General features: G+C 50.7%; 20 protein-coding genes and 1 pseudogene. 12 read left to right on the top strand and 9 right to left on the bottom strand.

The window, feature by feature from the left end; translation table 11 throughout:
• Positions 1–13 precede the first annotated feature (13 nt).
• A complete protein-coding gene (locus ACGYLY_RS25495) occupies positions 14–1,336 on the top strand; it encodes a branched-chain amino acid ABC transporter permease (RefSeq protein ID WP_395285567.1) in 1,323 nt (440 codons plus the stop codon).
• A gap of 180 nt (positions 1,337–1,516) precedes the next feature.
• Complete coding sequence (locus tag ACGYLY_RS25490; protein WP_395285674.1) at positions 1,517–2,290, top strand: ABC transporter ATP-binding protein; 774 nt, start codon at positions 1,517–1,519, stop codon at positions 2,288–2,290.
• Positions 2,291–2,442: 152 nt separating this feature from the next.
• On the opposite strand, the gene ACGYLY_RS25485 is transcribed toward ACGYLY_RS25490, so the two are convergent.
• Positions 2,443–3,687 (bottom strand): ABC transporter substrate-binding protein, encoded by a 1,245-nt coding sequence (locus tag ACGYLY_RS25485; protein ID WP_395285566.1) that lies wholly within the window; start codon positions 3,685–3,687, stop codon positions 2,443–2,445.
• Positions 3,688–4,207: 520 nt separating this feature from the next.
• The gene (locus ACGYLY_RS25480) at positions 4,208–5,542 is read right to left on the bottom strand and encodes a hemolysin family protein (RefSeq protein ID WP_395285565.1); all 1,335 of its coding nucleotides are present in this window, start codon (positions 5,540–5,542) and stop codon (positions 4,208–4,210) included.
• Between the two features lie 427 nt (positions 5,543–5,969).
• On the opposite strand from ACGYLY_RS25480, the gene ACGYLY_RS25475 reads away from it, so the two are divergent.
• The 5 genes from ACGYLY_RS25475 to ACGYLY_RS25455 all read left to right on the top strand — a co-directional run bounded on the left by ACGYLY_RS25475 (position 5,970) and on the right by ACGYLY_RS25455 (position 10,990).
• Positions 5,970–6,155: a hypothetical protein gene (locus tag ACGYLY_RS25475; RefSeq protein ID WP_395285564.1), complete on the top strand. Its 186-nt coding sequence runs from the start codon at positions 5,970–5,972 to the stop codon at positions 6,153–6,155.
• 427 nt (positions 6,156–6,582) lie between these two features.
• Entirely contained in the window at positions 6,583–7,890 is a 1,308-nt protein-coding gene (locus ACGYLY_RS25470; protein WP_395285563.1) for an ABC transporter substrate-binding protein, read from the top strand.
• A gap of 24 nt (positions 7,891–7,914) precedes the next feature.
• A complete protein-coding gene (locus ACGYLY_RS25465) occupies positions 7,915–8,910 on the top strand; it encodes a carbohydrate ABC transporter permease (protein ID WP_395285562.1) in 996 nt (331 codons plus the stop codon).
• A gap of 56 nt (positions 8,911–8,966) precedes the next feature.
• Positions 8,967–9,833, top strand: coding sequence for a carbohydrate ABC transporter permease (locus tag ACGYLY_RS25460; protein WP_395285673.1), 867 nt, complete (start codon positions 8,967–8,969; stop codon positions 9,831–9,833).
• A 2-nt stretch (positions 9,834–9,835) separates the two neighbouring features.
• Positions 9,836–10,990, top strand: a complete 1,155-nt coding sequence (locus ACGYLY_RS25455; RefSeq protein ID WP_395285561.1) for an ABC transporter ATP-binding protein — start codon at positions 9,836–9,838, stop codon at positions 10,988–10,990.
• A 333-nt stretch (positions 10,991–11,323) separates the two neighbouring features.
• On the opposite strand, the gene ACGYLY_RS25450 is transcribed toward ACGYLY_RS25455, so the two are convergent.
• Positions 11,324–11,644 carry a HalOD1 output domain-containing protein gene (locus ACGYLY_RS25450; RefSeq protein WP_395285560.1) on the bottom strand — a complete coding sequence of 107 codons (321 nt, stop codon included), beginning with the start codon at positions 11,642–11,644 and terminating at the stop codon, positions 11,324–11,326.
• A 999-nt stretch (positions 11,645–12,643) separates the two neighbouring features.
• A complete protein-coding gene (locus ACGYLY_RS25445) occupies positions 12,644–13,330 on the bottom strand; it encodes a helix-turn-helix domain-containing protein (RefSeq protein ID WP_395285559.1) in 687 nt (228 codons plus the stop codon).
• A 403-nt stretch (positions 13,331–13,733) separates the two neighbouring features.
• On the opposite strand from ACGYLY_RS25445, the gene ACGYLY_RS25440 reads away from it, so the two are divergent.
• From ACGYLY_RS25440 to ACGYLY_RS25430, 3 genes are all read left to right on the top strand, one after another.
• Positions 13,734–13,934, top strand: a complete 201-nt coding sequence (locus tag ACGYLY_RS25440; RefSeq protein WP_395285558.1) for a hypothetical protein — start codon at positions 13,734–13,736, stop codon at positions 13,932–13,934.
• A gap of 485 nt (positions 13,935–14,419) precedes the next feature.
• Positions 14,420–15,757 carry a purine-cytosine permease family protein gene (locus ACGYLY_RS25435; RefSeq protein ID WP_395285557.1) on the top strand — a complete coding sequence of 446 codons (1,338 nt, stop codon included), beginning with the start codon at positions 14,420–14,422 and terminating at the stop codon, positions 15,755–15,757.
• 114 nt (positions 15,758–15,871) lie between these two features.
• Entirely contained in the window at positions 15,872–16,849 is a 978-nt protein-coding gene (locus ACGYLY_RS25430; protein WP_395291296.1) for an LLM class flavin-dependent oxidoreductase, read from the top strand.
• Between the two features lie 53 nt (positions 16,850–16,902).
• Here the strand turns inward: ACGYLY_RS25430 and ACGYLY_RS25425 are convergent, their stop codons facing one another.
• Positions 16,903–18,057, bottom strand: a complete 1,155-nt coding sequence (locus tag ACGYLY_RS25425; protein WP_395285555.1) for a hypothetical protein — start codon at positions 18,055–18,057, stop codon at positions 16,903–16,905.
• A 148-nt stretch (positions 18,058–18,205) separates the two neighbouring features.
• On the opposite strand from ACGYLY_RS25425, the gene ACGYLY_RS25420 reads away from it, so the two are divergent.
• Positions 18,206–19,303 carry a mandelate racemase/muconate lactonizing enzyme family protein gene (locus ACGYLY_RS25420; RefSeq protein WP_395285554.1) on the top strand — a complete coding sequence of 366 codons (1,098 nt, stop codon included), beginning with the start codon at positions 18,206–18,208 and terminating at the stop codon, positions 19,301–19,303.
• Between the two features lie 2 nt (positions 19,304–19,305).
• Entirely contained in the window at positions 19,306–20,487 is a 1,182-nt protein-coding gene (locus ACGYLY_RS25415) for a pyridoxal phosphate-dependent aminotransferase (protein WP_395285553.1), read from the top strand.
• A gap of 98 nt (positions 20,488–20,585) precedes the next feature.
• Here the strand turns inward: ACGYLY_RS25415 and ACGYLY_RS25410 are convergent, their stop codons facing one another.
• The 4 genes and pseudogenes from ACGYLY_RS25410 to ACGYLY_RS25395 all read right to left on the bottom strand — a co-directional run bounded on the left by ACGYLY_RS25410 (position 20,586) and on the right by ACGYLY_RS25395 (position 23,251).
• A complete protein-coding gene (locus tag ACGYLY_RS25410) occupies positions 20,586–21,734 on the bottom strand; it encodes a M20 family metallopeptidase (protein ID WP_395285552.1) in 1,149 nt (382 codons plus the stop codon).
• Between the two features lie 195 nt (positions 21,735–21,929).
• Positions 21,930–22,361: a TIGR03668 family PPOX class F420-dependent oxidoreductase gene (locus ACGYLY_RS25405; protein ID WP_395285551.1), complete on the bottom strand. Its 432-nt coding sequence runs from the start codon at positions 22,359–22,361 to the stop codon at positions 21,930–21,932.
• A 155-nt stretch (positions 22,362–22,516) separates the two neighbouring features.
• Positions 22,517–22,846, bottom strand: coding sequence for an SWIM zinc finger family protein (locus ACGYLY_RS25400; RefSeq protein WP_395285550.1), 330 nt, complete (start codon positions 22,844–22,846; stop codon positions 22,517–22,519).
• Positions 22,847–23,084: 238 nt separating this feature from the next.
• Positions 23,085–23,251 (bottom strand): annotated as a pseudogene (locus tag ACGYLY_RS25395) (DUF1931 domain-containing protein).
• Positions 23,252–23,317 lie beyond the last annotated feature (66 nt).

Genomic DNA, 23,317 nt, shown 5'->3' with positions numbered 1-23,317 from the left:
GGACTGACCCACGATGAGTGATGAATCCGGGCACCGTTCAATCCAACTTCCTGGTGGAGATATAGAGCTGATTATCGGAATACTTCTCGCAGTGTATGTCTCTTTCACCGTAGTTGGGATAATCCTCGGACTCGACGTCAATGGATTGGCCAGCACACTTCAACGGATCACTTTCTTTGCAGCGGTCTATGCATTACTTGCCCTCTCATTGAACCTACAGTGGGGATACGCTGGACTGTTCAACATTGGCGTTGCTGGTTTCATGGCAATCGGGGTTTACACCATGGCGATGATTACTGCACCAGTAAATCCACAAGCAGGAGGCGTTCCGGGTCTTGGACTACCCCTCATTGTCGGAATCATTGGTGGAATGCTTGCGGCAGCTTTGGTTGGAGCAGTAGCAGCCTTACCTGCGCTCCGTCTAAAGGCGGACTATCTCGCTATTGTCACGCTTGCGCTCTCGGAGATCATTCGGATTACATATAACTCGACCAGTCTTCAAACATTTTCAGTTGCAGGTATCCATCTAGGTACTGGCGCTTCACAGGGAATGCCACTCCCCACGAATCCAATTAACGCGCTGTTCTACAGTTCTGCAAGGAGTCCTGCTTCACCGCCGACTGCATTGGGCACTGTCGTTTTTGGATTTTTTGAGCCGATAGGAATCGGGCGCGTAACAGTGGTAAATTGGGTGTACACGCTTGTACTCGTTATCTTTGTTGGGCTATTTTACATCGTGCTAAGTCGAGTCGGTAACTCACCATTTGGACGAGTTCTCAAAGCCATTCGTGAAGACGAACTTGTCGCAACATCGCTTGGGAAACGCACTGGTCGGTTCAAGATCAAGGTGTTTATGCTCGGATGTGCGCTTATGGGTCTCGGTGGGATTCTCTGGCAGGGAAGCCAATCGTATGTTAGCCCAAGCAGCTTTCTCCCTATTTTAACATTTTACATCTTCATTGCTCTCATCATCGGTGGATCGGGTTCGAACACCGGCAGTGTGATCGGCGGCATACTTTTTGTAGCACTGCTTTTTGAAGGACCAACGTTTGCCCGACGAGTCATCGAACAGTTGATCTCGCTTGGCAATGCTCCGGACACTTTTGTTGCGGCTATCGCTCCACTAACGACGTTGAATGTTATCCCGTTGTTTGCATTCTTGATGGCTAATCTCGCGTCTTTTCGTTTTGTGCTGGCTGGAGTCGTTCTCGTCTACTTCATCCAAAATCATCCGGAGGGGATCCTCGGACATCGTAAAGAAGTCGCTTCGAGCGTTGATCTTTCTCGGCGGAAATCTCGACCAACACAAGCAGATGGGGGGCCGGATGATGAATAGTACTGAATTGACCCAAGGTATGAAGGTAAACGGCGGAGAAAATCAATGAAATATCCTATCGATAACTCCACGTCCGAATGGATGAATATCGGGAGGAACCGACACCCAAATAAATTCAGATCGGTGGCTCCGGATGGTGGCGTGCGCGTCCCCCAAAGCGAAAACAATCTAAAAGAGTCGATGGCACCACGACCGCTTCGAGTACAGAACTTAACCAAGAGTTTTGGTGGCGTAACTGCCGTGGACGGAGCGAGCTTTGATATAGAACAAAGCTCACTGACTGGTCTTATCGGACCAAATGGGGCGGGAAAGTCCACGACCTTCGACTGCATTACCGGTGTGGAACAACCGGACAGCGGTTCGGTTTATCTATTCGACGAGGAGATTACTGGTTTGCGTCCATACGAAACCGCTGATCGCGGAGTAGTGCGAACGTTTCAGATCGCCCGTGAACTCGATGAGATGACGGTTCTCGAAAATATGATGCTCGCACCGAAAAATCAGCAGGGAGAACGGCTTTGGCGAACGATATTTCCGCGAGCACGACGAGGCGTCAATTCTCAAGAACGTGCGCTTCGGGAACGTGCATGGGAGACGCTTGAATTTTTCGAGATCGACCACCTTGCCGAGGAGTATGCAGGCAATCTCTCCGGTGGCCAGAGGAAATTGTTGGAAATGGCGCGGGCTCTCCTCTCTGATCCCGATGTGATGTTATTAGACGAGCCGTTCGCTGGGGTGAATCCAGTCTTAGAGGAGAAATTACTGGAGCGTGTTCACAGGCTCAAAGACCAGGGTCTCACGTTTTTGCTTGTTGAGCATGATATGGACCTGATTATGAACAATTGTGAGCGTGTAATCGTGATGCATCAAGGTCGAGTCCTTGCAGATGATGTACCGGAAGAGATCCTGAAAAACGAGCAAGTTATCGATGCATATTTCGGAGCAAATTTCTAACGTCATTCACGCTTCGATAACGATGATAATTATCCCGCTTATTGTACGGCGAATTGCCTGCAGTAATCTTGCTAGCTCCGAATCGCCACGATCGCCTATCATACCGACTGTCGTCCGATGACATATAAAGAAATCGCGTTGATTTCTGTCCCTCACTGCCCCTGATCAGTTTGGAACTCAATAACATCTAATTGCCTGAGATTGCCACCCTGAGTAAAGCTGAAGATCTCATATACTGCAGTCGTAATGTCCCCGTTGTTATCGAAGCTCAGGGTGCTAGATGCTCCTTGATAATTGATCTCATCACCGTTGGCAGCCATCGTTAATGACTCGGCTAGATTTTCCGGACTCACCTTTTGCCCGGGTGGATTCGCAACCGTCTGCATATTGTCTCGAATGCTTGGTCCCGAGTTTTGTGCGCCGCCAGCGATGTTTGCAAGGATTTGAACCGCTGTTGCATCGTATGCTTGTGCGGTGAAAACACCCGGTTGACCACCATACTCTTGTTTGTATAGCTGAGTGAAGAATTGTTTTGCTGGTCCGTCAGCAGCCGGTGCTGTCCCGATAACGTTCGTCAATGGCTGTCCGACATTGCCAGGCAACGCAGGGTCCCGCAATCCATCGGTTACGAGAATCGGTGTGTCGCGGCTGTAGCTGGAATAATAATCCCTGAACAGCTGATTACCACTCTCCGGATATGCGATTACCAACAGGGCATCGGGTTGGGTCGCCATCGCCTCTTGTAACTGAGCTGCGTAGGACGATTGAGCTTGTTCGAAAGCCACTTGAGCCGGAACATTCCCGTTGAATGACTGTGCAAAGCTGTTTGCAAGTGCCTGTCCATAGGAGTTATTCACATACATGATCGCCACTGACGAGGCATTCGCGCGGTCTGAGGCGACTTGGGCTAGTACCTGTCCTTGAACAGTATCGCTCGGACAAGTCCTCCAGATAAACCCGTTATCTTGTAATTGTGTAACTTCCGGTGAGGTACTAGCTGGTGAGCAACCTACAACTTGATTTGGAATCAGAACGTTTTGAGCCACTTGGATCGTAACTTCCGATGACGCTGCACCGGTGATTGATGGATATCCACTGTCGACGAGTGCTTGGGCTGCACTAATTCCAGCTTGTGGATCAGTCTGGGTATCTTCTGCTTGGGCGTCAATCTGGAAATCTGCGTTCTCGTTATTCAATTGCGTTGCTGGGAGCAGTGCAGCATCTCTGATCGGTTGACCAACTGATGCAAGATCACCTGTTACCGGTTGTAGCACTCCAACCTTGATCTGCTGGTTACCTTGTTGTGCAGCGGCACTTCCAGCATAGCCGGTGAGGCCAATAGCACTAATTACTCCTGCCTGTTGCAAGAACTTGCGTCGTTTGACATTCTCTGTCATGCCACTACAAGATAATGTTGACTATTGATATAAGTCTATCTACGGGATATGTTCTGAAGTCTGGTAAAAACATTGCTGATTAATATATGCAATTTTTCGATTTGCCGTCAACACCACTGCATTAGATCTAATAAAATAGAGAATTTGCAAATCAATAAATTTTGAGGATTCCCTCACTGGGCTGTTGCATAGGCGAGTATTGTTACTAAGTACTTTTTGGGAATTACCCTGAAGTCCTACCCTGAAAAACTGGTATGATTACGGCCTATGTCTTTTGCCTTTTGCACCACGTCTAACAATAATCACATTTTTAGTCAAATCTTCATGTGCTCGGCGAAATCGTTCCAATAGCCCTTCTGGAGTGAGATCAGGTTTCTTTGCAAGCTTATTTATTATTATCTCTTAGGTCTTGAACAACAATAATATCGCCGCAATCCATCAAGCCGAGACGGCGACGTTAAAAAAATTATTCGAAAATCCCGAATCCAGCCTTTCTGAACCCTCGCACCAGCTTTAATCTTCAAGAGTTTGTATCCTGTGATGACCGTTCTTGCTGGATAACGAGCCGCGAAATTCGCGTGTCTTCGATTTCGTCGACGCGAAGAACGTATTCGTCTTGCTCGATTTGATCGCTGGTCTCCGGAACCCGTCCGAGATAACTCAGGACCCAGCCGCCGATTGTATCGACATCATCGCTCTCGAATGCAGTATCTAGCATGTCGTTCACGTCTTGGAGAGATGCGCCTCCGTCGACGACATACGTCCCGTCATTCTGTTTCTCTATTGATCGTTCTTGGGCCGGTATGTCGAACTCATCTCGTATATCGCCCACGATCTCTTCGAGGATGTCCTCGATGGTTATGATCCCCTCGAAAACCCCCCACTCGTCAATTACTGCGGCCATCTGCCCCCCTCGTGTCTGAAGCTCGGCGAGAATGTCATCGATACGCCCAGTTTCCGGAACGACGAGCACATCCCGGGCGAGATCTCGAGCGACGAGCGAGTCAGCATCGTCGGTTTCTAGTTCGAGTGAGCGAAGGATGTCCTTGGCGTGGACGAACCCGAGCGGGTGTTCTCCTGTTTCGTCGAGCACGAGATATCGCGTGTAGACGCCCTTGGCGGCGACTGATTGGAGATCCGGGAACGGCATCGAACCGGGTACAGTTTCCACGTCGGGTCGTGGCACCATGATTTCGCGGGCGGTCGTGTCTCCCAGCTCGAAGACGCTCTCGATCATTTCAACCTCATCGATATCGATTTGGCCCGTTTCTTCCGAGCGGGTGAGGATCGTTCGAATTTCTTCCTCAGTATGAACCTCTTCGCTTTCGGAAGCCGGAGGAACACCGACGAGACGGGTGAAATAGTTAGCAGTGCCATTGAAGACAATGATCCCAGGTACGAACGCATAATAGAAGAACTTCATCGGCAGTGCGACGGCAAGTGAGATGCGTGCGGCCTCCTGAATAGCGAACGTCTTTGGAGCAAGTTCACCAAACACCACGTGGAGGAACGTAATGAATCCGAATCCGAGAGCAAACGCTACTAAATGAAGCGTCCTCTCGGGAACGAATCCTCCGATGAGGGGTTCGATTAGGTTCGCAACGGCGGGTTCGCCGATCCACCCAAGACCGAGCGACGAGAGGGTGATCCCGAGTTGGCAAACGGCAAGATAATCGTCCAGCTCATCGACAGCTTCCCGCACTATGGTAGCTCCTGGTCTGCCCTGTTCAACCAGCGTCTCCACTTGCGTCGGACGGATTCTGACGAATGCAAATTCAGCAGCGACAAATACTCCGTTCATGAATACTAAAAGGAACGCGAGCAGCAGACCACCGACGGAAATCAGGTCCACCATATTACTCGGTACTACTAGACACTCCGCTCACAAAACCGTAGCGAGAGATGAAAAATCGATAAATCCTTTAGCGGCAGCTACAGCCATTCAACGAGAAAGCCTTGTTCTGCCTAGGTTTATTATTAGAGCGTACGACACATCTCTTTTAAGTAGACATGACCGTGTCTCTCAATATCCCTTGCTGTTGGGTGACTTTCAGTAATAGAGATACTCCAACCGCAATCAGGTATCAGATTAGGTACGAGCGAAAGACTCAACAGTTGCATGAGTGATAACGTGACAAGGCTCATCTCGTCTCTTTTCAACATCTCTAGCTAGGAGTGTCGATCTCATCGAATAACAAGACACGCTTCCAGACGAAGCGCACTACGACTAATGGCTGTTAGGGCAGAGTACTCTTTAGTAGCGTCGAAGCGAATAAGAGACGATGTACCGAACCATCCTGACAGAGGGCGAGATTAGCTGCGAGCGCTACGAAACGATAGAGACTGGTGTGAACTTATACACTAACAACGACGAACTGGTTGCATTCATCCCGTATGGCAATCTCCATGCGATCATAAACGAGGATGTGTATACAGATGATGAGGACGAAACGCGATCGATCTTCTAAGACGACGCTAAACAGTGACCCTGGTAGAACAAGTGGGTGCAACGACCAGCCGCCTTCAATATAACGGTGACTCGTGGGTGAGACTTGCTATGGTTGATTTGCCTGATAACGCTGTTCGAATTTTAAGTTTGTCCAAACTCAATCACGAAGGGGCGAATCTCACTGTTTTCCATTCCGTCGACAACGAACTCCTCTAATCATCGGATGTAATTTCCCTTAGAGAGGGCCGATGGAATCATCTCATGGAGCAAGTAGAAATCTAGTCGCTTCTCCTTTTTGTGTAACTCGATTTTCCGACAAAAGGCTCCACTGAATCGACTCTGACGATTCTTTAATATGTTAGCCAAAACGTATTTGTGCGATAGGGTCTATTGTTTGTTAACATTTCCCTAAGATAGGGGTTCGCTAGGGAAAGGGGACATCCAAAATGATTCGACCAACCATAGAAAAGGGGGGTATATCACGGCGAGCGTATCTGAAAGGTACGGGTAGTGCAGGTGCCGTCGGGCTCGCGTTGCTAGCTGGGTGCACAGCTCGGGGACAGCAGGGGAGTGACTCTAATACGCTCGAAATTGTGCATTGGTGGACGGCTGGCGGCGAAAAAGAAGCGTTGCAAGCATTGCTCGATGGCTATAAAAAGAAATATCCCGGGATTCAGGTTCAGAACAACCCGGCTCCGGGAGGTGCTGGGAGTGCTCTCGATACCGTGATCAAAAACAGGGTGCTTAACCAGAATCCGCCGAGCACCTTTCAGATATGGCCTGGACAGTCACTTACCCCGTACATCCAAGGGAATGTCCTCAACGACATTGGCGATAGCGTTTGGACGCAGGAGGTTCAAAACGCATACCTCGAAAGCGTCAGGAACACGGCCAAGCCAGCGGGTAACTACGTTGCAGTTCCGCTGAACATTCATCGGCTAAACAATCTGTTTTACAACGCAGATGTCGTCAAGCAGGCTGGTGTCGATCCCAAATCAATCGGTGATCCGACGGCGCTCGGTAACGCGCTCGATACGGTATCTTCGAAGACGGAGGCGACGCCGATGGCCCACTCGACGCAGGAGGCATGGACGACACTTCAACTCTGGGAGACCGTTTTCATCGGTTCACATGGAAGTGATGCCTTTCTCGATCTCGTCACCGGAAATGCCCAACAGCACCAAGACCAAATCAAGCAATCACTTCGGCAGGTAAAGCAGTATAGCGGGAACTTCAACGAGGATTCGGGGTCGATCTCGTGGGATCAGGCGAACAGTAAGGTCATCAACGGTGAGGCAGCGTTCGTCCAGCAGGGTGACTGGGCAGCCGGTCAGTACGAAGCCGCAGGGAACTTCGAATATCAGAAGCAGTGGGATTATGTACCATTCCCTGGGACGGGTGGGGTGTATTCGATGGTGATCGACTCGTTTGTCTATCCCAAGAACAACCCATCGCCAGACGCGACGGAGAAGTTCCTTGCCTACTGTGCGTCCGTCGACGCACAACGGCGCTTCAATCCAATCAAAGGATCGATACCACCACGAACGGATGTCCCAATGGCTCCGTTCGGTCCGTTCCTCCAGTCGCAGATTCGGGATTTCAAGAGCTCCAAGAGCCAACCGACGACAATCGCCCACGGGTCGGCGGTCGTGCCGGCAGTCAAGAGTAACATGGAAGAGGCGTTCGCCAGCTTCACGGAGAGTTGGAATGTCGACTCTACTGCCTCGCGCATTCAGGACGCGTTTCAGGCGTAACTCTGATCCCCGGACTTGACCGCCATGAAACGCATAATCACTTGGTTGACTGACTGCATCTCTAACCGAGCCGATGCTCGAACCGATGGTGGCATGGAACCTAAGGAATCGAATCGGATTTTGGGCCTGATTAGAGGAAGGCAGATGGGAGGCGATTTCGTCCGCGGACTTGTTTTCTGGCTCCCCCCAGCCCTGCTGGTGGGTCTATTCGTGTACGGCGCAATTAGCTGGAATGCGCTCATCTCGCTTACCGACTGGGCGGGATTCGGCTCCCCGAACTACAGCTCTCTTGATTTCGAGATGTACAGTCGAATGGTTACGGACATCTCGTTTATCAGCGCCGCCCGCAACACAGTCGTGTTGCTCGTCGCTTTCACAATAGTATCGCTCGTGGTCGGGCTCGTCCTCGCGATCCTCGTCGACCAGGATATTCGAGCCACGAACACCTTCCGGACAATTTACTTGTTGCCGATGAGTCTCTCGTTCGTCGTCACTGCTATTTTCTGGGCGTGGATGTACAACCCATCGAGCGGACTGATTAACGTTCTACTTCGTTCTATCGGGCTTGACTTCGTCGCGAATGATTGGATCAGCGATCCGCGGACGAAACTCGCGGCCGTTATATTCGCTTTGATGTGGCAGTTCAGCGGCTACTGCATGGTCGTCTACCTGGCTGGCCTCCGGGCGATCCCAAATGAACAGTTTGAGGCCGCCAGAATCGACGGAGCGAGTACGCTCCGTATGTACCGGCGGGTGATCATCCCGCAACTTCGAACGTCGACGTTGAGCGCGGCGATCGTATTGATGGTGTTCGCACTCAAAGCGTTCGACTTCCTGTTCGTCATGTTCGGAGATACTCCGGGTCCGTCGTCGGACATTTTAGCCGTAATGATGTTCCGTGAAGCGTTTAGCTCAACGAACTGGGCTTACGGTTCTGCCATCGCGACTGTTTTGTTTGTCATGGCGCTCGTCATCATTGGCCCATACTTAGTCTATCAATATCGACGGGGGGAGCTATGAGCTTCAGAGACCGGCTTAGAGGCGAGACATCGCTTCAAGAGCGAGTCAGCCTCGTCATGTCTTGGCGTGTCGTCTTATACGTAGTACTAATCGGGATGGTTATGTTTTATCTGGCGCCTTTAGAGACCGGATTCGTGACCGCGTTTAAAACGCAGTCCGGGTTCTTTGAGACGATACCATTCGTGCCGCCATCGCTCACCGATGCCACCCTCAACCCGTGGTTTCAGGCGTGGGGGCAACTTCAGGGACCGCTCGGAAATGCACATGGAGCAATCGTGAACAGTCTCGTCCTTGTTGTCCCGGCGACGCTGTTTTCGGGACTACTTGGATCACTCGCGGGCTACGGGCTGACTAATCTCGATTGGCGTGGCCAAACAACGGTGTTCGTGCTGTTCATTGCCGGTGTGTTTATTCCGTACCAGTCGGTGCTCGTACCGCTGACGCGGTTCTGGACCATCGTGAATCTCGCCTCATTCTTCTCAGGTATCCCATTTCTCGCGGGCCGAGTAGAACTGATAGAACTCATCATCACGCACACGGCGTATGGTATACCCATTTGTACGATTTTGTTTCGATCGTACTACTCGAACTTCGACGAGAGAATGTTGGAGGCGGCTCGGCTAGACGGTGCTTCGGTGATTCGGATCTACCGTCGGATCATCCTCCCGCTCTCAACACCGATGTTCGCGGTTGTGTTCATTTATCAGTTCACGCAGATATGGAATGATCTCTTGTTTGCGTTGGTGCTGGTATCGAACCCACAGAACCAAGTTATCACCCTAGCGCTCAACACATTTCAGGGGTCGATGGTGCAACAGTACAACCTACAGATGGCTGGCGCGTTCATCGCCGCGTTTCCAACGTTGCTCATCTACATCCTGTTTGGCGAGCAGTTTGCGGAGGGTGTTACAGGAGAAACATAAATATGGCAACACTTACACTCGACAAAATCAGGAAATCGTTCATGGGTAGTAGGAAGGACATCATCGCCGTTAACGACGTTTCAATCGATATCGCCGACGGTGAGTTTCTTGTTCTCGTCGGCCCCTCCGGCTGCGGTAAAACTACGATTCTACGGATGATCGCAGGTTTGGAATTACCCACCAGCGGTGAGATTTATCTCGACGGTGAACTCATCAATGATAAATCCCCCAAGAACCGTAATATCGCGATGGTGTTCCAGAGCTACGCGCTTTATCCTCATATGACCGTTGCTGAGAATATGCGATTCGGTCTCGAGGAGTCAACAGAGAAATCGGACACCGAAGTGAAACAGAAGATTCGAGAGACCGCAGACCTCCTCGACATCGATGAGTTGCTCGATCGAAAACCCAAGGAGCTCTCTGGGGGGCAACAGCAACGAGTTGCGCTCGGACGCGCTATCGTTCGCGACCCAGCAGTGTTTTTGCTTGACGAACCACTTTCGAATTTAGATGCAAAGCTCCGCGCATTCATGCGTACAGAGCTCCAACGTATCCAAGAGGAACTAGATGTGACGACAGTGTTCGTTACGCATGACCAGACGGAAGCGATGACAATGGGTGACCGTATTGCCGTGTTGAACGACGGTGAACTCCAACAAATCGGTACGCCACTCGAGTGCTATCACATGCCCGCAAATAAGTTCGTTGCGGAGTTCATCGGAAGCCCGTCAATGAACTTTTTCAATATGGAGGTACATGGATCACGACTTATCTCACAGACCGTAAACGGCCGATTTGAATACCCGTTCTCGGAAGAGATTGGAGAAGCTATTGACGGCACAGACGAAGTCATCTTGGGCATCCGTCCAGAGGACATTGACGTATCGGAAGACGTCAGTGGATTACATACGTTCGAAGCGACAGTAGATGTTGTCGAACCGATGGGTAATGAGAACAATATTTACTTGATGTTTGACAACGACACTACCACCCCCGAAACATTCATCGCCATCGTCAACAGATTCAAACAAATAAGCTCTGGTCAGCCCGTAACCATACATATACCAGAAGATGCCATCAATCTCTTCGATACAAAAACCGGAGAAGCACTCAGACACAGGGTCATGACAGAAGATCCATTCATCAATCCGAACTGATCCATACCTGATCTATCGTTCGTACTGTAGCAGTTAACAGCTCGACATAGAATGATGAAATGCGCTGGATGTTTAAACACCCGGCACCGGTCTTTCAAATACCACAATAATAAAATCTGAGTGCAAAGCGATCGGTAGCCCTTGAAGTGTCCATTCTCTAATCGGCATGAGGCTGATTTCTGCCTCATGAAGTCATGAGAAAAAGTGAGTTGGTCTGGGTTGTCGTTTTCAAGGAATCACATTTTGTCTGTTTATTTGATTAGCCCACCCTGCCTTTGATTTCTGCGCTCTATGAGTATAGAGCAGTCATTTTATGTTGTAGTGCTTGGTTCATCATAATGGATTACGAGAGTGGTTAGGTGTGATCTCGATTAGTCCATCGGCATGTGCCTTAATTGTGTAGCCATTGGTGATGATGGTGAGATAACCTTTGTTTCGTGGTGTTCCATCGAATCTCTTTTTATAAAGATGATCCAACGACTCTGGATCCACACTCTCGTAGAGTATTTTTTCTCCCACATCGGTGTCCGTGTCCATTAACTCTGCGAGTGAATGCGCGATGACTGTGCTCAGACGGGCCGCACTGTTACGATCATAGTACGTGACGTACCGCTGGGGTTCGTCACTCGGGGCATGCGTTGTGTTAGGGACCATTTCAACTCATCTCCAGAGAAAGGAATGCAACCAAACGCGACAATCGGGGAATTGGCACGCCGGGCATTGACGAACTTCCTCAAGTGAAGGGTAGTCCCGAATCAAGAAAAACGCTCTGCGAACACCTTAATCTCCTGCATGTCTAACGATTCAAGCTTGAAAGCGGAATTCCGACTGTACAACACGTTCAAAAGATATCAAGGTATTCACGTAGAAGGCGTCACAACGGGAGATAATTAGGAGACGATTCGTCTCGAACCTGCCTACCGAATGCGAATATTTGTTCATCCTCAACGATACGTCTATGTGCCATCAGAGGCGGTATACTTCGGATATCCTAATTCCCAGCTACTGTGATCATCAGAGCAATAGTACTGAATACTTACACGATACTGTCTCTGGATTGTAATGTTTCGCATCGGTGATTCTATGCAGGATTACCAGCTAGTAACGTTCCATTACACCAGTAGGTATGTAATGGATTTTGAAGGGGGTTAGATGTTCTGGTTGTCCTCCAAGGTGAACCGATTGAGTACCTATCTTTCTCGCCAAGTCATTCTAGCGATGTGACTTCAGCGTGTTCAGCACCGACAAATTAACTCATCGTACAAATTTACATCAAAACCTCGTTTATTGATTGAGAGGGGAATTACACCAGCTGATGGGTCAAACGATGTAGTCAGTTCGGCGACCAAAGAACATTCGATCGGAGAGTATCGCCGTGGATAATCGAATCACCCTTGTTCTACGCACTTGACTCTTGAAGTGCCGGCAATCTTATCGACAGTGGTTTGAGGTGGAATCACCAAGTATCAACCTCTGATTATTGAGACAGACATGGTAGCATGAAAGTGGCCATGTTGGCCCGATAAGCGTAGGGAAATACTCATCACAGTAGTTACCTACAGCCAGTTTTAGCCCCTACCATGATAATTAACATTATTAACTACAACGGGAGTCGGAATGCAACTATTTGCAGGTATCACGAAAGTCAAACACTCATTCATCCTCTCGTAATTCGGTGTCCAACAATGGTCCTAACGATTGTTCGAGAATTTTCTTATTCGCTCGACGGAGTCGTTCTGAGGCAGCTTGGTGAGTAACCCCAAGAAGGTTGCTAATCCCTTCTTGGCTGATCCCTCTTGGAATCTCATAATAGCCGTGATGGTACGCAAGCTGGATTGCGTCCAGTTGATCTGATGTGAGATCAAGATGTGAGTCTCCTGGTGGGTTCACGTCCATCATTCTGTCGAGGGTAAAATTGAGATCGTGGTCGTTACAGTAGTTATTGAATCGAGAGAGGCCTTCCTGTGAGGCAAATCGAAGGCGTAACATCCACTCACCATGTTCACCATATCCTTCAACAATTGTACCTCCCGTCTGAACCATCCCATCAAGTAAGCTTACATCCGTGGGCTGCCAGTGGAGGCGATATAACCGCTTTTCCTTTGCAGCAGTCAACAATTTGAATTCCATGATGTCCGGACACTCGGTGAACGCCTCTTCTATTGCTTTTGAGTTTGGTGCTGCTTCCGTTGCTTCCACCCAGACGAACGGAAGATATTCGTCTTCACGTCCAATCGGAACGATGCGATCGAATTCGATCCGCAAGGCAGGCATCGCTTGAAAAATCTGACCGAAGGCAAACTCATTCGCAGCGAGACGGATGTCGATTTCGACGGTCATACTCCGATATACGACGTTGATAGCACTGTTCTTTTCGCCCTGTTGTAGGCCCTTCTTCTTTCTGGTTTATTCGATGCTCCGACTAGTAGAAGTCACCAATGAACCTTGGGAACCTCTCTGACCAACAATGTGTCACACTAAACGACGTGATTCATGAATTAATACAATGATACAGACTGTTCGTCTTGGACCTCCACTAAGTTCAGATGGCCAGTTGCCACCCAGTATATTCCTATAGCAATCAGCTAATAGGCAACTGATCGTTATCTGTGAGGTACTCATACAACAGTGCATCCGTCAAGGAAATCTGGGAAATTTGACTGGTTTAACACAACGATTTCAGATGACAAAGAAGCACAACTTATGTTCTTACCAGTGCTATCTAGCAGTCGGGGAAATAAAAATGGCGAAAAAGGGACAAGGATTTCAGACGCTCACTGAACTTTGCGAAAATTGTAACCGTGAAACACCTCATGACGTCACTCTTGAAATCAAAAAAGAGAGTAAGAAACAACAGAATGCAGAGTTCTCCCGTGAACCCTATCGAACGACACGATGTCTAATCTGCGGAGATACACACAGCCAGCGGATGAACAATGCTTGAGAATCCTATCGTTTTAAGATTCCATAACTTATGGTCTAATTTTCAACTTTGATAGAAAATATAATATTGGTATTCCTTGGGCATTTAATGTTGGAATTCTTATAGTTATATCAGAAAGCTCCGACAGTACGCAATCTAATTAATTTTATCATACAATAATCGCTACTACAGAGAGGGTCGGTGTCATGAGGCTGATTACATTCACGTGGACCACCATGATTTTACTATTAATACTCCACCTAACGCCCAGAGGGCAATCACCATGAATGCAGCTAACTCGTGCACTTCTGTGATCCAAAACGGAGTTGGAAACACATGTTGAATACCTGTAAGAAGTGGCGAAAGAATTGGGATATTGGTGCTACGTTCGCATATAGTCCGTCGATAGGTCGAATTGAAAAATCGTCGGAGGTAACCGGTATTCAGCTACCGTCTCAATAATTATCCCTAATGTTTTTTGCTGTATGTCTCGACTAGGTAGTGCAATGCCACTAATCGAAACAGAAGGAGTAAATGTCATTTCGGAGTCAGAAAGAACACGCGGATTTTGGCAAATATTCACCATCTGGGCCGGTTTCAGTATCGTTATTACCAATTTCCTTCTGGGATCATTGACCGTCGGAGCTGGACTGTGGATTGGTATCGCTGCCGTCGTCGTAAGCATCCTTCTAGTCGGAATTGTCGTCTATTACGGGACGTACATTGCCTCGGAAGAAGGAACAGCAGGAACAACTGCCATGCGGGCCGCGTTCGGTATTAACGGACGCGCAATTCCTTCGCTGGCAGTCGTATTAGCGACAGTGGGATGGTTTGGTGTTCAGACCGGCATTGTCGCAGCAAGTACACAAGGAATTCTCACCAATTTCGGCATCCGATTCCCATATATGTTCGAGATTCTTGCACTGGTGCTTGGGCTCGTCATGGCGTCAGTTGCGATTTTTGGTTATGAGTGGATCGAGGTACTGAACAAGATAGCAGTACCGATCATGACAGTTTTGCTCGCCCTCGTTGTGTATCAAATACTTACCCAGTATGGTATCAATCTGGCAGGTAGTGGTGGAGGTGAGATGTCATTTTGGGCGGCGCTTAACGTCTTCCCTGCAGCGACGGCAGCATTCTTTATCGTCGCGATGGATTATGGTCGCTACGGTACGCCTGTCGATCCAGAAAAACCATCGTGGGGCGCAACACTTGCGTGGATCATTTTTGGAATCGCCTTAGCGGTAATTGGCATCCTCGCAGCAATCGCGGCAGGTGATTGGAACCCAGTGAATATCATGGTCGAGCTCGGCCTCGGGTGGGTGGGGTTAATACTCCTCATCGCCGGTTCGTGGACCACGAACGTGACCAACGTCTACGTCGGTGGAATCGCCCTTTCTCAACTGACAGGCAAGAAACGCGTGAATATGACGATGCTCACCGGCGCCATCGGGACGATATTGGCTATCATGGGCATCTTCAGCTTCGGTGGAATCGATGCCTTCTTAGGAGCACTGACGATCACACTCGTCCCGACGACCGGGGTGATGCTCGTCCACTACTATGTGTTCGAACACGGAATCGACGACCAGGCCCTTTTCCAGCGCGGCGGTAAATATTGGTACTTACATGGCTGGCATCCTGCTGCCATCATCGCGTGGCTCGTCGGTGCGATCTATGCAATCTGGGCAAACGGATGGATTCCTGGGCTCGCGGGGGCAGCCTATCTCGTCCCGGCACTCACCAGCGCGGTCGTTGCCGGTGTCATCTATTACACACTCAAGAACCCCATCGAGGGGTGGATTCACAACCGAACACCGACCGACGCTCGGACCGCGGACTAAGCGGGGATCCCGGTTCCATCTCTTTTGGCTGATTCTAATGGTTGTTTCGCGTTCGTCGAAGTGACGGATACAACCTGGGGAATAATTATGCGAGATCGGAGCGGAGATACAGACATGGAATTCGGGGTGTATCTCAACCAGTACGATGACCGTCGAACGGACTTTTCGTTCGAGGAAATGCTAGAGCAGACGACCGAAATTGAAACACTAGGATATGACACCGCTGCAGTCGGCGAGCGTCATTTCTACGACGACGGTTTCTATGATGCCTTTTCCTGTCTCACGGCCATGGCGGCTCGTGTCGACAAAATCGATCTAATGGCGAACATTCTCATTCTCCCTATTTACCACCCGATCCACCTCGCCGAGCGCATCAGCGCCATCGATAACCTGATGGACGGGGGGACTCGGTGGGGAGTCTCCCTCGGGTACCGTGAGAGCGAACTCGTCAATTTCGGCGTCCCGATGGATCAGCGTGTTCCACGATTCATCGAGGGGTTGGAAATTCTCAAGCGACTGCTGGCGGGAGAACGCTTTGACCACAGCGGAGACTATTACCAATTTGAAGATGGTTTTGTTCGTCCCTCTCCCGTGCAAAATCCCCGACCGAAGTTTTGGGGTGGTGGAAACGCCAGCGTGGCGATCAAGCGGGCGGCTTATCGTTGTGACGGGTTCACTGCCGCGGTAACCATTCCGGAGGATCTCGAACGCGATATTCAGTTGTATCGCGAGTCGTTAGGAGAGTTTGGCAAGGATCCAGACGAAGGCGATGTCACGATCATGGTCGACGGTTTCGTCGGTGAGACGACCGAGGCTGCCTACGATGCGGTCGATCCGTACCTACTTGACCTCACTGAAAAATACATCAAATGGGGAAATCCAGAATTCACAGGGCGACCGGGTTTCGAGGACATCGAAGAACAGACGATGATCGGAACGGCCGACGAAGTAGCCGGAATGGTCGCGACATATCAGGATATCGGCGTGGACCATCTGATCTTCCGGACGCAGTTCCCGGGGATGGAGGGACAGACAGGGATGGACAGTGTCCGTCGATTTGCGGACGAGGTCCTCCCACGATTTCAAACGTAGTCGGGTTTGAGTGAATTCTTTCCGTGGCGATCAATTAGTGACCGTCTGCTGATTCATCGATTCGGTTCGGTCGCGTTGGCGATCCAATTGAGATTTCGTTCCGGCAGCAGTCCATAATTGTAGAACGATACCCGTGGAACACCCTCGTTAGCCAGCGCATCAATGATTTCTGCCACCGGTTGGGGGTCGTGAATGACTGGGTGTCCGGGAAGGATTCCGACGTGCAACTCCGCATCAGGGGCGAGCGTGTGCGCCGTTTGAAACTCGTTGAGAACGGCCGTTGATGAGGATTCGTAGGCGGTAACCGTAATAAAGTCGAGATGAGAAGATAGTTTCGAGAGATCGGCCCCATGCATCCACGTGTCTGCAACGTTGATCAAGCCAGCATAGTAGCCAAGATCAGCTTCGACAATTGAACGGAACTCGGCAAACAAGTCTGTAAGGGTATCAGTCCGAACGGCCGTGTACTCGGCGACTTCTGGGTGGGCGTGAAACCAACTAAGGAGATCGAAATCGGCAGGAAGTGTCCCCTCTGCAATCGCATCGATGGTAGCGACACAGATCTTGCGAACCGCTTCGGTATCGATGCCAGCACTTGATGCGGTTGCCTGACAGTGATCGCAAAAGCAAAGCCCAAAGAGGAATTCTCCGAGACGGCCGAGATCTGTGTGAAATTTATCGTGATGCCAGCCAAACCCGCGACCATGGAAGTAGTCAAACGACTCGAGTTCGATTCGTTCGAAGGATGCTCGTTCATCGAGATCGGTCAGCAGGGAGCGGAGATATTCCTGCACCGAAGGGTTTGACGGACAAAGTCCGAACGCCAGTGAATCTCCATATGGTGTCTGTAACGTCACATCCGGATACTGTAGGCCGAGCCGTGAGTTGTGACACCCGACTGTCCAAGAATTGAGCGACAGTTCCGTCCCTGCGAGCGCATCATCGATCCTTTCCAGCCAATCGTCTCCGTCCATTCCTTCGTATGGAATCGGTGTGAGTCGCCCGTAGTCGTCGCTTGGTTGGAAATAGGAGCTCGCACGAGCGAAGATCGTACGGCGCTTTGGGTTATGTGGTAGAAACGCCTGCACATGGTGATAATTGGTAGCTAAGGTTACCTCGCTAACGCCGATATCTGCTAACCGGTCTACAACGTTCTCGACACCCTCGTCGAGCAGATCCCAGGGGTAACACCATGCTGCGAATTCCATAGACGTGGTTCGACGATCTGCGTATTGAATCTGTGCTGTGACACCGCGTCGATCAACCAGTGTGTGATTCCTCTACCGGAAAGCGTGGGCGAACGAGTCTTCAAGGATCCTCCCATCTGTAGTAGTGGTACCTATGCGCATAGATCGAATGACTGTCCACCAATACGACATCCCCCTCGAAGAGCCGTTTGTAACCGCGCTCAAACCGATTCCTGAGCTTGAACGCGTCCTCATCGAGATCGAAACCGACGTTGGAATTACAGGGCTGGGAGAGGCAGCTCCCGCTTACGAGGTGACCGGTGAAACCCAACGATCGACCGCAGCCGTGATTGAGGATGTTCTTGCACCACTCATCCTCGACATGAACCCACTCAACATCGAACGAATCGTGAGCGATATGGCGGCCCTCGTTGATGGCTCGCGAACAGCTCACGCTGGGATCGAACTTGCGCTCCAAGACATCCGGGGGAAAGCTGCTGAGATGCCGTTGTACCAGCTATTAGGGGGTAATGCCACGAAGCCGGTGATTGACGTTCCCAAAGTATTGTCAATAAAAGATCCGGATGAGATGGCTGCGGATGCAATCGATGCTGTCGAAGCTGGATACGAGCAGATAAAAATCAAGGTCGGCAGCAAGCCGGAAACCGATATCGAACGGGTAAAACAGATCGCCGCAGCGGTTCCGGAATCGGTGAGTCTCAAAGCAGATGCCAACCAGGGGTGGGGAGACGCAAAGACAGCCCTCCGTGCACTTCGGGAGATCACTGAATACCTTGACGTGATCGAGCAACCAGTTGTTAAGGAAAACGTCGATGACCTCATTGCACTCCGTGAGCGTGTCGATATCCCGGTGATGCCGGATGAGTCGGTCGAAACAGCCAGCGACTGTCTCGGCCTCGTGAATCGTGGGGCTGGCGACATCTACAACATCAAGTTGATGAAGACTGGCGGGATCGGAGAAGCGATTCGGGTGAATACCGTCGCGGAAGCCGATGATCGACCCACCCAGCTTGGTTCAATGGTCGAGGGAGGTGTCGGAACTGCTGCCGGAGTGCATTTTTGTCTCGCCTTCGAGAACGTGATTTGGAACGAGATGGTTGGTCCATTCATGACGACGGAGAATATCACTGACCTCGATTTTTCGGTTCCAGAAATCAGCGTCAGAGGACCGGGATTGGGCGTCAAAATCAATCGCGACGACCTCGCTGAACTACGGACCGATCGAACGGTCATCGAGAGGCAATGAGTATGACTGGAAACCGTTTGGCCGACCGTATGTCCGCGGTCGAGCAATCACCGATCCGGCAGATGTTCGATCTCGCCAAACGAGCGGAGGCGGCGGGTCGTGAAGACCTCGTCCACCTCGAGATTGGCGAACCGGACTTCGATACTCCTTCTCACATCATACAGGCAGCCCTTGACGCAGCGAGCGCTGGGGCGACACATTACACCTCAAATGCTGGTCTCCCAACGCTACGCGAAGCGATTGCCAAATCGACTGCCAAGACCCATGGGTTCACTGTTGACCCGACCGAGGAGGTCCTCGTTACGACTGGCGCGATGGAGGCACTGGCGCTTGCGATGCTCACAACGGTCAATCCCGGAGACGAGGTCATTCTTCCGTCCCCCTCGTGGCCGAACTACCGAACCCAAGTGATTTTGGCCGGTGCTACTCCAGTCGAAGTGCCACTCGATCCAGAAGATGGATTTACACTTGATTCAGAACGTGTGACAAATTCGATGACTGAGCGGACCGCGGCAGTGATGCTTGCGACACCGTCGAATCCCACGGGCCGGGTGTTCGATCCAGGTGCAGTCAAATCGGTCGTCGATGCCGCAGTAGACCGTGATGCGTACGTGATTGCCGACGAAGTGTATAGCCGACTTCTGTACGGTGAGTATCGAACCGGGATCACCGGCTACGTCGATTCCCCAGAGCGCGTTCTGACTGTCGAATCCTGTTCGAAAACCTTTGCGATGACCGGCTGGCGTGTCGGATGGCTATTGGGTCCCAAGGATGTAGTTTCTGCGGCAACCATCCTACGAGAAAGCACGACTGCCTGCACATCGAGCATTTCCCAGCATGCCGCGATTGCGGCACTCAACGGTCCCATGAACGAGGTCGATGCGATGCGGTCAGCATTCGAAGAGCGGCGCGACTACGTTGTCGATCGAATCGCGGACATCGACGGGATTTCCTGCCCACCACCCGAAGGTGCCTTCTACGTGTTTATCAACGTGACCGAATTCGGCGACTCGAGTCTTGCGATGGCAAAAGAACTCCTCGAAGACTATGATGTCGTCACCACACCAGGGGTAGGGTTCGGCGAGGCTGGTGAGGGACGACTGCGACTGAGCTTTGCAAACGATCTGTCCCGAATCGAGGAAGGACTCGATCGTATCGAAGCGTTCGCTGTCGACCATCGGTGATGTCGTTCAGATCGAGCGTGTTTTTGATAGATTGATAGCGGGGTCAGCTCGGAACTTCATCATCGATCTCGTCGATCGAAGGAGGTACACACGAACGATCAGGAAAGCAAGCGAGCAAGCGCTACCCGATACGTCTCGACGGTCGCTGTGAGGTCAGTGATCCGAACCGACTCATCGACGGTATGAGCGTCGCGTTCGATGCTACCGGGGCCGAAGAGGACGGTCGGGACCCCCGCGTCATGGACGAGAAAGCGGGCATCTGTCGCCGCATCGAATCCAATGACATCGGCAGGGACGCCAGCCGTTCGAGCCGCATCGCATAGTATACCGGCAAACTCGTGATCTGGGGTGACTTCCGCCGCTCGAGCAAAGACGGTACGTCCCAATTCGATAGACAGTGGCTTGTTATCGAGACTGATTCCATCGAGAAGTTCCCGAAGGCGATGGTCAAATCGATCTGGATCGGTCTTCCCGGGATGAAATCGCCAATCGACCGTCGCAGTCGCCATGTCTGGAACCACGTTCGGAGCGGTACCGCCCTCGATCTCGGTGACCGTTATCGTTTCTGGAGCCAGTAATGGATGTCTCTCTTCTTTACGAAGACGATCATCGAACGTCTCGATACGCTCTATGGCTCGGTTCAGACCCGAGATTGCATTGATAGCATTGTCCGGTCGTCCAGAGTGACCGCTTTCACCATGCACTGTCACTTTGTAGCGAACAACCCCTTTTTGGGCAGTACAGACCTGCAGATCCGTTGGTTCGCCGATGATGGCAGCATCTGCATCGATACCTCGATCAACAAGCGTCTTCATCCCTGCACCGTTCGTTTCCTCATCAACGACAAACGCGAGTATCACTTGTCCCGGTTCGTCGGTCTCGTTGTAGTACGCTTCGGTCGCGAGTATCTTCGCCGCGAGCGCTCCTTTCATATCAGCAGCTCCGCGCCCTACGAGACGTTCATCGTGGACAGTAGGGTCGTATGGATCGGCGCTCCAGTCGGTTGCATGCGCCGGAACGACGTCGGTATGCCCCGCCAAGAGTACGGAACCGTTCGAGGGATTTCCAACACGAGCGACGACGTTTGGACGACCAGGGGCAACCTCGTAAGATTCGATATCGAACGGGACTGGCGACGATTGCAGGCGGGCTTTGAGATAGTCGGCGACACTGTGCTCATTGCCCGGTGGATTCTCGCTTTCGTGCTTGATGAGATCGCTCGTTAATTCGATGATTTTCTCATTCATCAGTACGTGCGTCTTGCGCGTTACTCGGTTGTGCCTTTTCGTCGCCGGCTACTGGCCTGTGCAGACTGTATTGTGCAACAAGAGAAATAGAATCGGTGGTATATGGTACGCTGGTCATCCCGCTGTATTTCGACTGATTACTATTTGTGATGCACGGTAGGATCGGAGTCGCCATTGTCGTCGATTGATAGCTCATCACTGGTGAGTGAGCTCCCCCCAAGTGAGGACACTCCCTGGCATTATACGGATGATTGGACGTTCCTCTAGCGCATGATTTGCATACTGTTCGTACTTCTGTCGTAATGAGAAGACTGCTGGAGTGTGATCCGGTTCATTTGGAAGAAGGTGAGTTGCGGTACCACGAATTTGAATCCAACCAAGTTTCGACCAATTTTCCGTGTAGTGATCAATAAGGAGAGTCACACAAGAATTTTCATTGATATCCTGGCTACGTTGCAGTGTTGTCGGTGAGCGTTTTTTTGGCTTCTCATCGATAGGAGTGACGATCGTCTCATCCAAAAGGGAAAAACAAATAGGTACTAAATGTGGTCGACCATCTCTGTCGGCTGTTGCTAGTCGACCAATTCGGGCGCGAGTGATGTAATCGCGCTGGTCTTTATCGAACATACAGAGTTTACGGTTGCAGGCTTCAAAATATCGTTGTCGCCGTATTGTTACTATTTCTGAATGATTTCCGGTGGTGTTATTCAGGAGAGATTTTCGAACGGTCCTTCTCTCGATGTCAAGCGATCTTTGCAATCGGGACATTTGCATCGCTCAGGTTATCGATCGTTTTCGATCACCAATATCTGAAGTGAGAAGAACACAATACTCCAGGCACTGGAAGCATTCTCAATAGCGGCTCTGTGTTTGCAGAACGCGTCACAGTGGACATAGTGAGAACATGTACAGGCGATCAACTCTTCAGTCACACCGTTGATGGAGACAGTGTACTGGTGGTCAGCGGGCTTATCATAGCTCTCATTGGTGACTTCGACGAATCCCGGGGCATCGACGTTGAAGGCGAATTGGTCGGCCTGTGCGCGGTTCTGTGCCGTCTCGTCAGCTTCGAGAGCTGCGGAATGGTTTATCCTCGTTAACGGTGCAAGCATCTATGGACTTGTGCATAGCTCAGATTAGAGAATACAGCCTGTTTGTTAGGTGGACTGACAAATTGAATCCCTATATCTTCAGATCAAGATGAAAACGGATCAGAGAAGAAGATGGGAACTGGGATTGCAGTTGGGATCACGCTCGGAGCCGGGATCGGAGCTGCGATGGATAACATACAGATAGGGATCGCAATTGGGCTGGTTCTGAGAATTGCAATTACAGTGAGGCGACGGATCGCTACAAATCGCGTGCTCGGACGGTTTTACGATCGTTTTCTTCGGCTCGTCGAGCAGCATCCTCGAGAACCATCTCAACTTCCTCATCGAGTGCATCGTAGAAGTCACTCACACATTGTGTCCTTCGAGCTGTTCTTTCACTGCTTCTTTGACAATCAAATTGGCTATACAAGCGTCTATACGGTATAATACTGCAAAAGAGCAGTGGCAAAAGGATCGAAAGGACCAGTAATT

It is taken from the genome of Haladaptatus sp. CMAA 1909, assembly GCF_043952005.1.
GTDB lineage: Archaea > Halobacteriota > Halobacteria > Halobacteriales > Haladaptataceae > Haladaptatus.
Note: the sequence above shows the minus strand (reverse complement) of the source record. Positions and strands in the feature narration are given on the sequence as shown.